Below are 12,190 nucleotides of genomic sequence, written 5' to 3' on the forward strand. Positions count from 1 at the left end.
TCCTAGAGTCCAAGAGCCCGCTTCAGGGCGACGACGCGGCGGCGGGAGACGGGGATCTTCTTCTCGTCCACGCCCTTGAGACCAAGCTGGAGGATGCCGCTGGAGATGACCTCCACATCCTCCACGTGGTCAAGGTTCACGATGTAGCCACGGTGCACGCGGAAGAAGCCGTGCGGGCTGAGCTTCTGCTCAAGCTTTGCCAGCGAGATGGTGGAGAGGTAGCGGTCGATGTCCGTGTAGATGCAGGAGTAGTCGTCCTTGGCCTCGATGTAGCGGATCTGGTCCACGGGAACCAGGACCTTGCGGCCACCCTTCTCCACGGGGATGCGCTCCACGGAGGCGTGGCTGCTGGTGCTGGGGACTGGCTTTGACCTCTCCTCCACCTTGTCGAGGGCGCGCATGAGGCGGTCCGTCTCGACGGGCTTCATGAGGTAGTCCACGGCGTCCACGTTGAAGGCATCAAGCGCGTACTCGCTGTACGCGGTGACGAAGACGATCGCGGGAGGGTTCTTGAGGCCATGCAGGGCCTCGGCAAGCTCCATGCCCGAGGTCTTGGGCATGGAGATGTCCATGAAGAGGACGTCCGTCCCCTTGTGCCTGTCACCACCCTCCTTGCTCCTCACCAGCGCCTCAACCGCCTCGCGGGCATTGGACGCCTCCTCTATGGAGCCGATGCGACCCGTCTCCTCGAGGAGGAACCTCAGCTCGGAGCGCGCGGGGGCCTCGTCATCCACGATCAGAGCGTTCAGCATGTGGGATCACCCAACTTCCTCCGCCTGAGGCGGCGGCTCGTATGTCCTGGCGCCACTCGCGCGGGGTGGCGAACCCGTCAAAGAGACTCCTTCTACGTATCACTTTATCTTACTCTTGGGGCATCTCCACTTTGGGCGCAGCTCCCACAAGGCGAAGCGTGACCGCGGTCCCCTCCCCCGCCTTGGACATGATCTCCACGCCAGACCCGGGCCCGTAGAAGCGCTCGATGCGCTCGGCAACGTTCTTGAGGGCAACTCCGGTGCCCTTTGCGCTGGGGGACGAGACCTGCGAGGAGCCCTCCAGCAGGCTGCGGGCCGCCTCCTTGCTCATGCCGACCCCATCGTCCGCCACGGCCAGCATGATGTCGTCCCCATCGGTCACAACCTGGACGTCCACATGCAGCGGGCCCTCGTCACGCATGGCATGGCGCACCGCGTTCTCCACTATGGGCTGCACGATGAACCCCGGAACCATGACGCCCTCGCAGCCAGGCTCGACGTCCTCGGTCTCTATGATGCGGTCGTCCCCAAAGCGAGCCCGCTCGATCTTGAGGTAGCGCCTGGTCTGGGCAAGCTCCTCTCTCAGGGGGATGAGCGACTGGGAGCTCTCCAGGGTGCGCCGGTAGTACACAGAGAACTCGCGCAGCAGCTCGCGGGCGCGCACCGGGTCCGTGCGCGTGAGGGAGGCCATGGTGTTCAGGGCATTGAAGAGGAAGTGCGGGTTGATCTGCGCCTGAAGGGCCTTGACCTCGGCCCGTGCGGTGAGCTCTGCCTGACGGTCCAGCTCGTAGGCGGAGAGCTGCGTGGAGAGCAGCTCCGCGAACCCACGCGCGATGGTGAGCTGCGTGCGGTCAACCTGGCGACCGTGTCGGTAGCAGAGCTTGAGGGTGCCCACCACGCGATCGGAGAGCTTGAGGGGAACGATGATGCCAACCGGAAGGCGCCGTTGGCTCGGCTCGCCCCTGCCGGAGGCCTCCGTCTCCCCGAGCTCGCCCAGGCCGAGGTTCGAGAAGGTCTGCATGCGGCCAGAGGAGATCACCTCCTGAACGGGGCCGGAGTTGGGAGCGCCGCCCTGGTAGCCCATCACGTCCTCGCCCACATAGGCCAGGCAGCGCTGCGTGTCCGTCAGCGCCATGGCAGACGCCTTCGTCTCGGGGAGGAGCAGCTGGCAGATGGCGGCTGCGTTCTCGGGGGTGAGCCCGCCGGACATGTGGCTCAGCGTCGAGGAGGCGACCCTCAGGGTGCGCTCGGTTGCCTGGGAGCGCAGGTCGTCCGGCGCGAGCATCACAGACCCTGCCATGGCGATGTCGATCGCAAGGCCCGCCCCGGCGACCATGGCCGCGACGAGGTTGCTCTCGGCGATGCCCCACGAGAGCAGCGTCAGCAGGCACAGGGTGCCCGCCAGCAGGAGCGCCCTCACCAACAGGGCAAAGTGCGATGAGAGCCATCTACGCATCCGCGCGTTCCTCTCCTTGGGCGACGGGTCGCGGCACGCCGGACGCAAGCAGCCTCCCGGCGACGAGCTTGTTCTCCCACAGGCACCCCATCACCTGGGGCCAGTACGTCTCGAAGGCAAAGTAGCTTGACGCCATGTCCCTCGCCCAGCGCCTTGCCCTGTGGCGGCCCCTGAGCAATATCTTGAGGTACGCCAGGCGCTCGGGACCAAAGATGGCGCGCAGGAGCGAGGTGAGGGCGATGCGCGAGCGAACTCCCTCGGAGACCCAACGGGCGGGATAGGGCATCAGGGACTCGGGGCGGACCTGCCTCAGGCCTATGGTCGCGTTGGCGACGGCCAGCTTTGCAAGCTCGTACTCCCAACGATACACGTCCTGCAGGAAGCGCGCCGCGCGCGAGGGGGACCTCGGTGGCAGGTGCAGCACTCTCCAGGCGTTGTCAAACCAAACGTCATAGCCCCTCATGCGCAGGTTGAGAAGGTAGTCGAAGTCCTCCCCGCGTGTGATGACCGGATCGAAGCCAACCTGCGTGAACGCCTCGGCGGCAACCACGAAGCAGCCCCCACAGACGTAGTTCGAGCGGGAGATGCGCGTGGAAGTGAGCGCTCGGTGCATCCACTCGTTGAATTCCACGCGCTTCGACCAATAGCGGTCCCTCAGGCGCGGGCGACCCACGTTCGCGTAGGGAGAGTTCTCTCGGTCAAGGTAGTAGCCGCTCTTGGCCACGATGGGAAGGCCCTGCCGGGTCTTGTTGCCCAGGGCGAACACCCCGTCTATGAGAAAGTCTTCATCAAGGGCCAGCTCGTCGTCATCCAGGAACACCACCACATCATGTCCCAGCGCGGCGGCAACCGCCAAGCCCATGTTGTGTATGGCACCATAGCCGCGCAGCGAGACCGGGTCGCCCTCCAGCCTGGGGGCGAGCCTCTCCACGACCTCCCCGACGAGGCACGCCTCCCTCGAGCCGACGACCAGAGGGCTCAGGGCCTGGTGCATGCGGCAGATGCCGTCCACCCGTGCGCGCGCGGCCTCCTCGCATCCCGGGGGGGAGACCAGGAGGACCACCACGCGAAGGATGCCTCGCACCCTCTCCAACGAGTCCAGGCAGCGCGCAAGCTCGGGCACCGGCCTGGTCAGGGGGGTGGCATGGTCATAGCTCCCCACGCGACCCGTCCGAGCGGTCTCGCTGCGCTCCGTCCAGTAGGATGGGATGACGACTACGGGGTTCACTCCCTAGGCCCTCCCCGGCTCATGGTCCTCGCCGCCCTCGCCCGCAAGCATCTTCGGAAGGCCGCTGCGCTCAAGTGCGCCCAGGAGCGGAAGGCCGAGCGCGTAGAGCACCACCGCCTCGCCTATGCCAGTCGCAACCAGCCCAAACAGGTACATGAGCGGGTACATGCCGTCAAGGGAGACGTCCGTGAAGGGGATGGTGTAGAAGCCGAGCCCTTGCAGGAGCAGGGGGAGGTAGGCCGGCACTATGACCGCGTTGGCGACGACGGGCCCGAGCACGGCCAGGCGCGGCCTTGCGCGCAGGCGCCAGCTGATGGTGGCGCCCGTCAGCGTGGCGAGAGACCCAAAGACGACATCGAGCATGCCCAGCATGCCCGTGCCGGAAAGAGCTATGTTGGCGACGTTCGCTATGACGCATCCCAGCGCCAGGCCCGGGACGGCGTCCGAGCTGAGGATGGCGAGGACGCACAGGGCCTCGGAGATCCTGAGCTGCACAGGTCCCCAGGCAAGCCCCCCCAGGAACAGGAGGCACACGAGCGTCAGCGACGCATAGAGCGCCGCAACCGTGGCGATGCGCGTGATGGAGCCGATGGAAAGCTGCTTCTTAGTTGAGTTGGCAGAAGCGAACAACGTGAAAACCTCCTTGCGTCTGGCGCCCCGCAGGACCCAGGACTTGGCAAAAAACAGGGCTCAGGGTCATTCTAACCCGCGGCCCACCCGTTCGTGGGCCCAAGCAACCGCATGGCCCGAGAAGGATTGACATTGGCAAAGGGGTAGACCATGCTCTTTGGGCCTGATGTCCAACGAGGGGGAGGCAAGGGGATGCAAGGCCTCGAGGAGCAGCTCACGCCCGAAGAGATCGTGGAGGCGCAGGACATAGTACGCTTGAGGGAGCGCCCGCGCGGACTGCGCTTCTTTGGCCTTCTCAATGCCGGCCTCCTCATCACGGCCCTGGGCATCGTCGCATTCAAGACCCCCAACCACTTCGCGCTTGGTGGCACCTCGGGGCTCTCCATCATCCTCTCCACGCTGTTCCCCAGCCTCCCCGTTGGCGCCTTCATGTGGTTCGTCAACGGAATCCTGGTAACCCTGGGGCTCGTCTTCCTCGACAGGCGCACCATCGGCTGGACCATCTACGCGTCGTTCGCGCTTTCCGCCTTCGTCACCGTTCTCGAGATCCTGATCCCCCTGGCACGGCCCATGACCGGAGACACCCTCCTCGAGCTCGTCTTTGCCGTCTCGCTGCCCGCCGCGGGCAGCGCCATCGTCTTCAACATCGGTGCCTCGACGGGCGGCACGGACATCCTGGCCATGATCTTGCGCCAGCGCAGCTCCCTGGAGATCGGCAAGGCGCTCATGGTCGTGGACGCACTCATCGTCTGCACAGCGGCGGCGATCTACGGTCCGCGCACGGGCCTCTACTGCGTGCTGGGCCTCGTTGCAAAGGCCTTCGTGGTGGATGGCGTGATCGAGGGTGTCAACACCCGCAAGGTCTGCACCGTGGTGTGCGAGCACCCTCAGGCGGTGCTCGAGTTCCTGGTGCACGAGCTGCACCGCACAGCGACCATCCGAGACGAGCGCGGCGGGTTCTCAGGCAAGCCCGAGACCGTGCTGGTCACGGTGCTCACCAGGCGTGAGGCGGCGCGTCTGCGCCTCTTCCTCGGCACCCTCGACAAGGACGCCTTCGTGACCATGGTCAACAGCTCGGAGATCTTGGGCAGGGGCTTTCGGGGGATATAGGCATCTCGTCAGTGCCGCGACGCCTTCTCCTGCAGCCTCTGATACGCCTTGAGGAAGCGCTCGCCCTCAGCGCCTCGGGCGTCTGCCGCGCACACCACTCCGTGCTCGTCCGAGACGAGAAACGCCTCCGAGAGCGGCAGCTCCGAGCCTGCGAGGCGCCGCTCCAGACCGGGACACCTCTCGATGGGGGTCCCCAGGGTCCGGGCAAGGTCCTCTATGAGGGAAGCGGAGCCGGAGGGGGCGCAGCCCTCCTCGATTCCCCAGAGCAGCCTTCCCTCGCTCACAACCCAGAGAGACTCCGGGGCGACTCCCGTCGAGTCCGCCTCCTGGCGCGCTACGCCGGCGCGCCCCATCAGGTCCGTGACCCTGCACCTGGCAAGCGACCTGTAGGGCCCCACGGTCATGGCAGCCCTTCCCTGGCCGTCGATGACCAGCATGAGCACGCCATCGGGATGCTGCGCAGACCCATCCCGCAGGGTCCACTCGACATGCTGCTTGGTCCAGGCGAGGAGCGGCGCCGCAAGGTGGCCGTCCATCACAAGCCTCCTGCTCAGGGCCCTTATGTGGCGGTTCTCCAGCATGAGGCTGCCACCAGCCAGCCTCCACCTGCAGACGAGGGCTGGGTCACCCAGGACGAAGCTCTCTTCGCTCTGCGCGGGCACATCCATATGGGTCTCCTCCGAACTTCGCAACGAAAGCACCATTCTAGTCGGCCGGCCGGCGTTGACGCACCGCGAGAGGGCGGGCGGGCGCGGGATATCCCTACTCGGCCTGACGGGCCTCCTGCTCCAGGCGCTCCGCAGCGATCTCTGGCGTGAGGCCACCAAACTCCTCCGTGCGGCCTCGAGCCGAGACCACACGGGTCAGCTCTCCGGCGGCCACGAATATCAGCACGCCCAGGAGCACCGGGATCTTGTTGGGCACGTCTGCCGCCGAGAGGGGCACGCAGGTGGCGACGATGGCCAGCACGAGCTCGATGGCGGGAACGGCGAGGGCCACCCTCATCGCCCTGCCGCTCAAGGGGAAGCTGAACACACGCCTGCGCCTGGGGTCAACCTCGCGGAGGCGCAGGAAGGCCGGGAAGATGGGGACATAGCTGATGAGCAGGCAGACCACGTTGGTCGAGAAGAGGATCCAGAACACGCTCTTGGTGAACGACTCGATGGGGATGAGCTGAACGCACAGGACCAGGGACGCAACGACCCCATCCACGACGGCGGCGCCATTGGGCATGCCCGTACGTGCGGACTCTCGCCCAAACACCGCGGGCATGTTGCCGTGCTTTGCCGCGTAGTCGGCAACGAAGTTAACGCCGAAGCTCCAGGAGGCCATGTTGGAGAACAGGGTGACCAGGAACACGAGGGCGATGATGGAGAAGAGAGGCGAGTCTCCCACCATGGTCCTCACGGCAACGATCATGCCGAAGTCGGGGTCTATCTGGTCAACGGGGATCGCCGCCCCGATGCCAAAGGACGCGAACAGGCAGATCGAGGCGATGGCGACGCCACCCACGACGATTGCCTTGGGGATGTCTCGCGCGGGGTCTCTCATGGAGCCTGCGAAGGTGCAGACCACCTCGAACCCCATGAAGTTGAAGAGGATGACCGAGAGGTTGGTGATGGCGCTGGCGTTGCCAAGGTCGGGCAGGAAGCTCATGGGATCCAGGCCGCTGGCAAAGCCATGGCTGCAGGCATGCCAAATGCCCAGGCATCCGACGGCCAGGGCGATGCCCACCTTCAGCACGGCGCCGCCGTTGAGCATCCACTCGGAGTCAGAGATCTTCGAGAAGGACATGAGGACGACCACCCACACGAAGGAAAGCTCTATGAGCAGCCTCTCCGCGACGCCCATCTCCCAGCCAAACACCATGCCAAGGATGGTGGGGAACAGGGTCGCGCAGGAGGCGACCCAGAGGGGGTAGTTCACCCAGTAGTGCCACGCGACGCGCGATCCCCACCTGTCGCCGAAGGCGTCGCGCACCCAGTCATAGAGGCCGCCGTCCGAGTCATAGGTGGTGCCCAGCTCGGCAACCACCATGCCGTAGGGCAAAAGGAAGGTGACGATGAGAAAGCACCACCAGAAGAACTGGGCGTTGCCTATTGCTGCCGCAGGCGCTGCGGCCTCGGCCACGAACACCACGCAGATGACCGAGAGGATGACGCTTGTGAAGCTGAACTTCTTTGCTGGCATCTCTCGACCTCCTTTGAGGGCTGGCGCGGGCCCTTGGGCGACAAGGGCATGCCAAGGGCCCTTCGGCTCTCTTGTGCCCTGACGTTCGGGCAAGAAGACTAGCAGATAACAACCTATGCGCCCCCGAGCCGGGGCCGCCCGAGCAATAATGCGCACAAATGCCAGGTGACAAAAAGGCACCCGCCACGAGAACGTGGCGGGTGCCTTTGACGTGCCTTGGGACCGGCGTCTACGCGGGGATGCGGGTGCCAGAGAGGCCAGCCATTGCCTCCGCGGCCCTCTCGAGGGAGCCGATGATGCAGACGCGGCCGGGGCGGCTCTCGGCGAACTTGATGCCAGCCTTGACCTTGGGCTCCATGGAACCCTTGCCAAACTGGCCCTCCTCGACGTACTGCCTTGCCTCGTCGACGGAGATGTCCTCGAGGTCCTTCTGGTCGGGCTTGCCGAAGTTGATCGCAACGTGATCGACGGCGGTCAGCAGGACGAGGACGTCGGCGTCGCAGTCCTCGCCGAGGAGCTCGCCGCCCATGTCCTTGTCGATGACAGCAGCCTGGCCCTTGTAGGCGCCCTTGTCACTGTAGTCACGCACCACGGGGATGCCGCCGCCGCCGCAGGCGATGACAATGAAGCCGTTGTCGAGAAGGTTAAGGATGCTCTCGTACTCAACGATCTTCTTGGGCTCGGGAGAGGCGACGACACGACGGTAGCCGCGGCCGGAGTCCTCGACGAAGACCATGTCGGGGTGGGCGGCCTGCTCGGCATCCGCCTGCTCCTTGGTCAGGAACGCGCCGATGGGCTTGGTGGGGTTCTGGAAGGCGGGGTCATCGGGATCGACCTCGATCTGGGTCACGACGGAAGCGACGTGCCAGCGCTTGTAGGCCTTGTGCATGGAGGCACCGATGGCCTGCTGCAGGTGGTAGCCAATGTAGCCCTGGGACATGGCGCCGCACTCGGGGAGGTCCATGGCGGGAATCTTGGAGTCAGTCTGGTTGGCGAAGGTGAAGGCCTTCTGGATCATGCCGACCTGCGGACCGTTGCCGTGGGTGATGATGATCTCATTGCCCTGCTCGATGACCTTGAGCAGCGTGGGGGCAGCCTCGCGGACGCGACGGATCTGCTCCTCGGGGGTGTCGCCGAGGGCATTGCCGCCCAGCGCGATGACAACGCGGTTGGGCTTACCGGTGGCCTTGGACATGTTGTCCTCCTTCTTGGTGGATTCCTCCGGGCGGGGTCCGCCCGCCTCTTGTTGAACGCAAGACCAAAACTATATTCCAAGCTGCGATATGTTGTCGAGATTATTGATACTTCTATAAACGGGCGTTTTTTTGTTTCTAAAGGTAACCGCTCTATTCTTCTGGACAATTGGAGCGTTTTATTCTTCTTTTGTTCCAATATTAGGCATCTTGCGCCCAGCTAATCCATTTTCATTTTTCTCCTCGCCCCAAGCATGCGACGCCACCGCCCGCGGAGTAGCATGGGCACATGGAAACTCATGCCGGTGCGCAAGGCGCGCCACCACTCCACAACGGCAGGAGGGACGATGTCGTGGGCCGTTTTGCCCCCACGCCCTCGGGCCGCATGCACTTGGGCAACGCCTTCTCGGCCCTGATGGCCTGGGCGTCCGCCCGCTCCTGCGGCGGGAGGATGGTGCTGCGCATAGAGGACCTTGACCCGCGCGCCCAGAGCAGGAAGGACAGCGACCAACTCATGCTTGACCTGCTCTGGCTTGGCCTGGATTGGGACGAGGGGCCGTTCTACCAGAGCGAGCGGCGCGACGTCTACGACGCGGCGGTCGACAGGCTTTGCGACAAGGGCCTCCTCTACCCCTGCTTCTGCAGCAGAAGCGAGCTCCATGCCGCATGCGCGCCCCACGCCTCCGACGGCAGCTACGTCTACGCAGGCACCTGCCGCGACCTCTCCCGAGAGGAGGTCGCGGCCAAGAGTCGCGCGCGCAAGCCCGCCCTGAGGCTTCGCGTTCCCAGGCCGCAAGACGAGGGCGACCTCGTTCGCTTCGAGGACCTCGGCTATGGCTGGCGGCAGGAGTCGCTCTCGGGCGAGTGCGGTGACTTTCTCGTGCGACGCAGCGACGGCGTCATCGCCTATCAGCTCGCCGTCGTGGTGGACGATGCCCTCATGGGCGTTACCCAGGTGGTCAGGGGCCGAGACCTTCTTGGGTCTGTTGGGCGTCAGCGCTATCTGGCTCGGTTGCTTGGCTTCGAGCCTCCTTGCTGCGGGCATGTTCCCCTGCTTGTTGCCGCTGACGGAAGAAGGCTCTCGAAGAGGGACAATGACCTTGACCTTGGGGCCTTGCGCGAGCGTGGGGTCAGACCCGAGCAGGTCGTGGGCTTGCTCGCCAGCAAGCTCGGCCTGGCGGCCGAGGGCGAAGAGATCTCTGCCCAGGAGCTTGCGGCGCGCTTCGGCTGGGATGCGGTCAGGGCCCATCGGGCCGACATAGTCGTCGGGGACGGGCCCTGCCCCTGGAGGAGCTGCCCTGATGTGCGCAACAGCCCCCGAGCATCACGCCCCGACCATGAGACCAATAATTTGAGTTAGTGTTGTGAGCACTCTGTTTGTGGGGTATCATGCTCTAGCACGATATACGGAGAGCTGACCGAGAGGCCGAAGGTGCTCGCCTGCTAAGCGAGTATAGTCCCAAAGACTATCTGGGGTTCGAATCCCCAGCTCTCCGCCATTTGCGATTCAAGCGGGCCAGCCGAAGACGATGCGGCTGGCCCGCTTTCTTTGCCCTCTCTCTTCATGCAGATCTTTTTGGCTTTTTAACTGGGAAAACTATCTTTTGCTAAGAAATCCTCCTTTTTTTGCTTGACTTAGGCTGGTGGGGATGGCATTCTAATTCCTGCAACGCGGCGTTACCTCAGCTGGATAGAGGGTCTGACTACGAATCAGAACGTCACAGGTTCGAATCCTGTACGCCGCACCATTGCAAACCAAGAGCCCCGCAAGGGGCTCTTTTTCTTAATCTCGACACATCAGGCCGCACAGGTGTCCCGGCTGAGTCCCTCGGGGCGCCAGCAGATGCCTTCGCGCGAAGAGGCGCAGAACGCGTAGCCAATGCCTCCTGCATCGAGCATGTCCTGGAAATCTACCAGGCGCCAACCGTCCTTCTCCATGAGGGCGGCAAGCATCATGGGAAGATCTTCCTCACGCGCCGAATCCATGCCCAAGGAGCGCAAGAGGTGCCCGACCGCCACCGCGCGCAGCGTCAGGCGCTGGCGGTACTCCTGGGCCCCAAAGGCAAGCAGCGCCGCGGGGCCAAGGCAGCGCTCCTCAATCCACACTCCCCCACCAGGCTCCTCCGCCATAAAGCACCTACGTCCGTCCCCCTCGCAACCCTCCTGCCACAGAAGCACCTCGTCCATGGATGACCTCCTTCTCCCCTTGCGGCTCTGCCGTAATAATAGAACATATGTTCTGTATTTGCAAGACAAAAAGGGCCGGCTCCCGTTTCCGGGGCGCCGGCCATCAAAGGGGGTGCGGGAAGGATTAGTCCTCGGGCTCGATGCGCTCCATGCCGCGCATGTAGGGGCGCAGGGCCTCGGGCACCGTAATTGACCCGTCCTCGTTCTGGTAGTTCTCCATGATGGCGGCCATGGCGCGGCCAACCGCCAGGCCAGAGCCGTTGAGGGTGTGCACCAGACGCGTGCCCTTGAACTCCTTGGGGTCCCTGTAGCGGATGTTGGCGCGGCGCGCCTGGAAGTCCCAGCAGTTGGAGCAGGACGAGATCTCCTTGTACGCGCCATAGCTGGGCAGCCACACCTCGATGTCGTAGCACTTGGTCGCCGAGAAGCCGATGTCTCCGGTGCAGAGCGTCACGACCCTGTAGGGAAGGCCCAGGAGCCTCAGGCACTCCTCCGCCTCGGCAACCATGGACTCGAGCTGGTTCATGGAGTCCTCGGGCTTGGCGAACTTGACCATCTCCACCTTGTCGAACTCGTGCACGCGGATGATGCCGCGGGTGTCGCGGCCGGCGGAGCCCGCCTCCTCGCGGAAGCACGGGGTGAAGGCCGTGTAGAGCAGGGGGAGCTTGTCGACGTCCAGGATCTCGTCGCGATGGATGTTCGTGAGCATCACCTCGGCTGTTGGGATGAGGTACATGCCGCCGCTCACATGGAAGAGGTCCTCGTCGAACTTAGGGAGCTGACCCGTGCCGAAGAGGGAGTCGTGGTTGGTTATGACGGGGGGCCACCACTCCTTGAAGCCCGCCATGACGTGCTGGTCGATGAAGAAGTTGATGAGGGCGCGCTCCATCAGGGCGCCAGCGCCGCCAAGCAGGTAGAAGCGTGTCCCCGCCAGCTTCACGCCCCGGTCGAAGTCGATCATTCCTGTGGAGGGGCCAAGGTCCCAGTGCGCCTTCGGCTCGAAGTCGAAGGCCCGCGGCTCGCCCCACTTGCGTTGCTCGGGGTTGTCGGAATCGTCCTTGCCATAGGGGACGGACTCGTGGGGGATGTTGGGGATGGCGGCAACCAGGTCAAACAGCTCGCCCTCAACGGCCGCGCGCCTCTCCTCGAGCTCGGAGATGCGGCCCTTGTTGGCTGCGACCTCCGCCTTCGCCGCCTCTGCCTCCTCGCGCCTGCCCTCGCGCATGAGAAGGCCGACCTGCTTCGAGATGGCGTTGCGCTCGGCCTGGAGGCGCTCCACCTCAGAGATGGTCGCCCTGCGGCTCTCGTCCAGCTCGAAGAATCGGTCGCGGTCCCAGTGCGCGTTCTGCCGCGAGGCGCAGGCGCTGTCGACCGCGTCAGGGTTCTCTCTCACAAACTTGATGTCGAGCATTGCAATTCCCCTCGAATAGGATTTACTCCGTCA

General features: G+C 64.5%; 11 protein-coding genes and 2 tRNA genes. 4 read left to right on the top strand and 9 right to left on the bottom strand.

Annotated elements, in window-relative coordinates; translation table 11 throughout:
- Nucleotides 1–2: 2 nt before the first annotated feature.
- The 4 genes from CZ375_RS07200 to CZ375_RS07215 form a co-directional block, all read right to left on the bottom strand.
- Entirely contained in the window at nucleotides 3–752 is a 750-nt protein-coding gene (locus CZ375_RS07200) for a LytR/AlgR family response regulator transcription factor (protein WP_200799717.1), read from the bottom strand.
- A 109-nt stretch (nucleotides 753–861) separates the two neighbouring features.
- Entirely contained in the window at nucleotides 862–2,208 is a 1,347-nt protein-coding gene (locus CZ375_RS07205) for a GAF domain-containing sensor histidine kinase (RefSeq protein WP_077598550.1), read from the bottom strand.
- Nucleotides 2,201–3,436 (bottom strand): glycosyltransferase family 2 protein, encoded by a 1,236-nt coding sequence (locus tag CZ375_RS07210; RefSeq protein WP_077598551.1) that lies wholly within the window; start codon nucleotides 3,434–3,436, stop codon nucleotides 2,201–2,203. Before CZ375_RS07210 ends, CZ375_RS07205 begins: the two co-directional genes overlap by 8 nt.
- A 3-nt stretch (nucleotides 3,437–3,439) precedes the next feature.
- Nucleotides 3,440–4,066 carry a QueT transporter family protein gene (locus tag CZ375_RS07215; RefSeq protein ID WP_077598552.1) on the bottom strand — a complete coding sequence of 209 codons (627 nt, stop codon included), beginning with the start codon at nucleotides 4,064–4,066 and terminating at the stop codon, nucleotides 3,440–3,442.
- 192 nt (nucleotides 4,067–4,258) lie between these two features.
- On the opposite strand from CZ375_RS07215, the gene CZ375_RS07220 reads away from it, so the two are divergent.
- Nucleotides 4,259–5,176: a YitT family protein gene (locus CZ375_RS07220; RefSeq protein ID WP_077598553.1), complete on the top strand. Its 918-nt coding sequence runs from the start codon at nucleotides 4,259–4,261 to the stop codon at nucleotides 5,174–5,176.
- Between the two features lie 8 nt (nucleotides 5,177–5,184).
- Here the strand turns inward: CZ375_RS07220 and CZ375_RS07225 are convergent, their stop codons facing one another.
- From CZ375_RS07225 to arcC, 3 genes are all read right to left on the bottom strand, one after another.
- Complete coding sequence (locus CZ375_RS07225; RefSeq protein ID WP_077598554.1) at nucleotides 5,185–5,844, bottom strand: hypothetical protein; 660 nt, start codon at nucleotides 5,842–5,844, stop codon at nucleotides 5,185–5,187.
- A 94-nt stretch (nucleotides 5,845–5,938) separates the two neighbouring features.
- Nucleotides 5,939–7,366 (bottom strand): APC family permease, encoded by a 1,428-nt coding sequence (locus CZ375_RS07230; protein ID WP_077598555.1) that lies wholly within the window; start codon nucleotides 7,364–7,366, stop codon nucleotides 5,939–5,941.
- Nucleotides 7,367–7,595: 229 nt separating this feature from the next.
- Nucleotides 7,596–8,561: a carbamate kinase gene (arcC, locus tag CZ375_RS07235; RefSeq protein ID WP_077598556.1), complete on the bottom strand. Its 966-nt coding sequence runs from the start codon at nucleotides 8,559–8,561 to the stop codon at nucleotides 7,596–7,598.
- A gap of 287 nt (nucleotides 8,562–8,848) precedes the next feature.
- On the opposite strand from arcC, the gene gluQRS reads away from it, so the two are divergent.
- The 3 genes from gluQRS (at nucleotide 8,849) to CZ375_RS07245 (ending at nucleotide 10,307) form a co-directional block, all read left to right on the top strand.
- Complete coding sequence (gluQRS, locus tag CZ375_RS07240; RefSeq protein ID WP_077598557.1) at nucleotides 8,849–9,919, top strand: tRNA glutamyl-Q(34) synthetase GluQRS; 1,071 nt, start codon at nucleotides 8,849–8,851, stop codon at nucleotides 9,917–9,919.
- 48 nt (nucleotides 9,920–9,967) lie between these two features.
- Nucleotides 9,968–10,058, top strand: a tRNA-Ser gene (locus tag CZ375_RS08265).
- Nucleotides 10,059–10,230: 172 nt separating this feature from the next.
- A tRNA-Arg gene (locus CZ375_RS07245) sits at nucleotides 10,231–10,307 on the top strand.
- A gap of 49 nt (nucleotides 10,308–10,356) precedes the next feature.
- On the opposite strand, the gene CZ375_RS07250 is transcribed toward CZ375_RS07245, so the two are convergent.
- Nucleotides 10,357–10,746, bottom strand: coding sequence for a hypothetical protein (locus tag CZ375_RS07250; RefSeq protein ID WP_077598558.1), 390 nt, complete (start codon nucleotides 10,744–10,746; stop codon nucleotides 10,357–10,359).
- A 124-nt stretch (nucleotides 10,747–10,870) separates the two neighbouring features.
- Nucleotides 10,871–12,157, bottom strand: a complete 1,287-nt coding sequence (gene serS / locus CZ375_RS07255; protein WP_077598559.1) for a serine--tRNA ligase — start codon at nucleotides 12,155–12,157, stop codon at nucleotides 10,871–10,873.
- Nucleotides 12,158–12,190: the final 33 nt, after the last annotated feature.

Origin of the sequence: Olsenella urininfantis, from assembly GCF_900155635.1 — a bacterium.
Lineage (GTDB): Bacteria > Actinomycetota > Coriobacteriia > Coriobacteriales > Atopobiaceae > Olsenella_G > Olsenella_G urininfantis.

Coding starts and splice junctions, on each gene's coding strand:
- CZ375_RS07250 (WP_077598558.1), bottom strand. CDS start 10,746: ATGGACGAGGTGCTTCTGTGGCAGGAGGGTTGCGAGGGGGACGGACGT.
- CZ375_RS07200 (WP_200799717.1), bottom strand. CDS start 752: ATGCTGAACGCTCTGATCGTGGATGACGAGGCCCCCGCGCGCTCCGAG.
- gluQRS (WP_077598557.1), top strand. CDS start 8,849: ATGGAAACTCATGCCGGTGCGCAAGGCGCGCCACCACTCCACAACGGC.
- arcC (WP_077598556.1), bottom strand. CDS start 8,561: ATGTCCAAGGCCACCGGTAAGCCCAACCGCGTTGTCATCGCGCTGGGC.
- CZ375_RS07230 (WP_077598555.1), bottom strand. CDS start 7,366: ATGCCAGCAAAGAAGTTCAGCTTCACAAGCGTCATCCTCTCGGTCATC.
- CZ375_RS07225 (WP_077598554.1), bottom strand. CDS start 5,844: ATGGATGTGCCCGCGCAGAGCGAAGAGAGCTTCGTCCTGGGTGACCCA.
- CZ375_RS07205 (WP_077598550.1), bottom strand. CDS start 2,208: ATGCGTAGATGGCTCTCATCGCACTTTGCCCTGTTGGTGAGGGCGCTC.
- serS (WP_077598559.1), bottom strand. CDS start 12,157: ATGCTCGACATCAAGTTTGTGAGAGAGAACCCTGACGCGGTCGACAGC.
- CZ375_RS07220 (WP_077598553.1), top strand. CDS start 4,259: ATGCAAGGCCTCGAGGAGCAGCTCACGCCCGAAGAGATCGTGGAGGCG.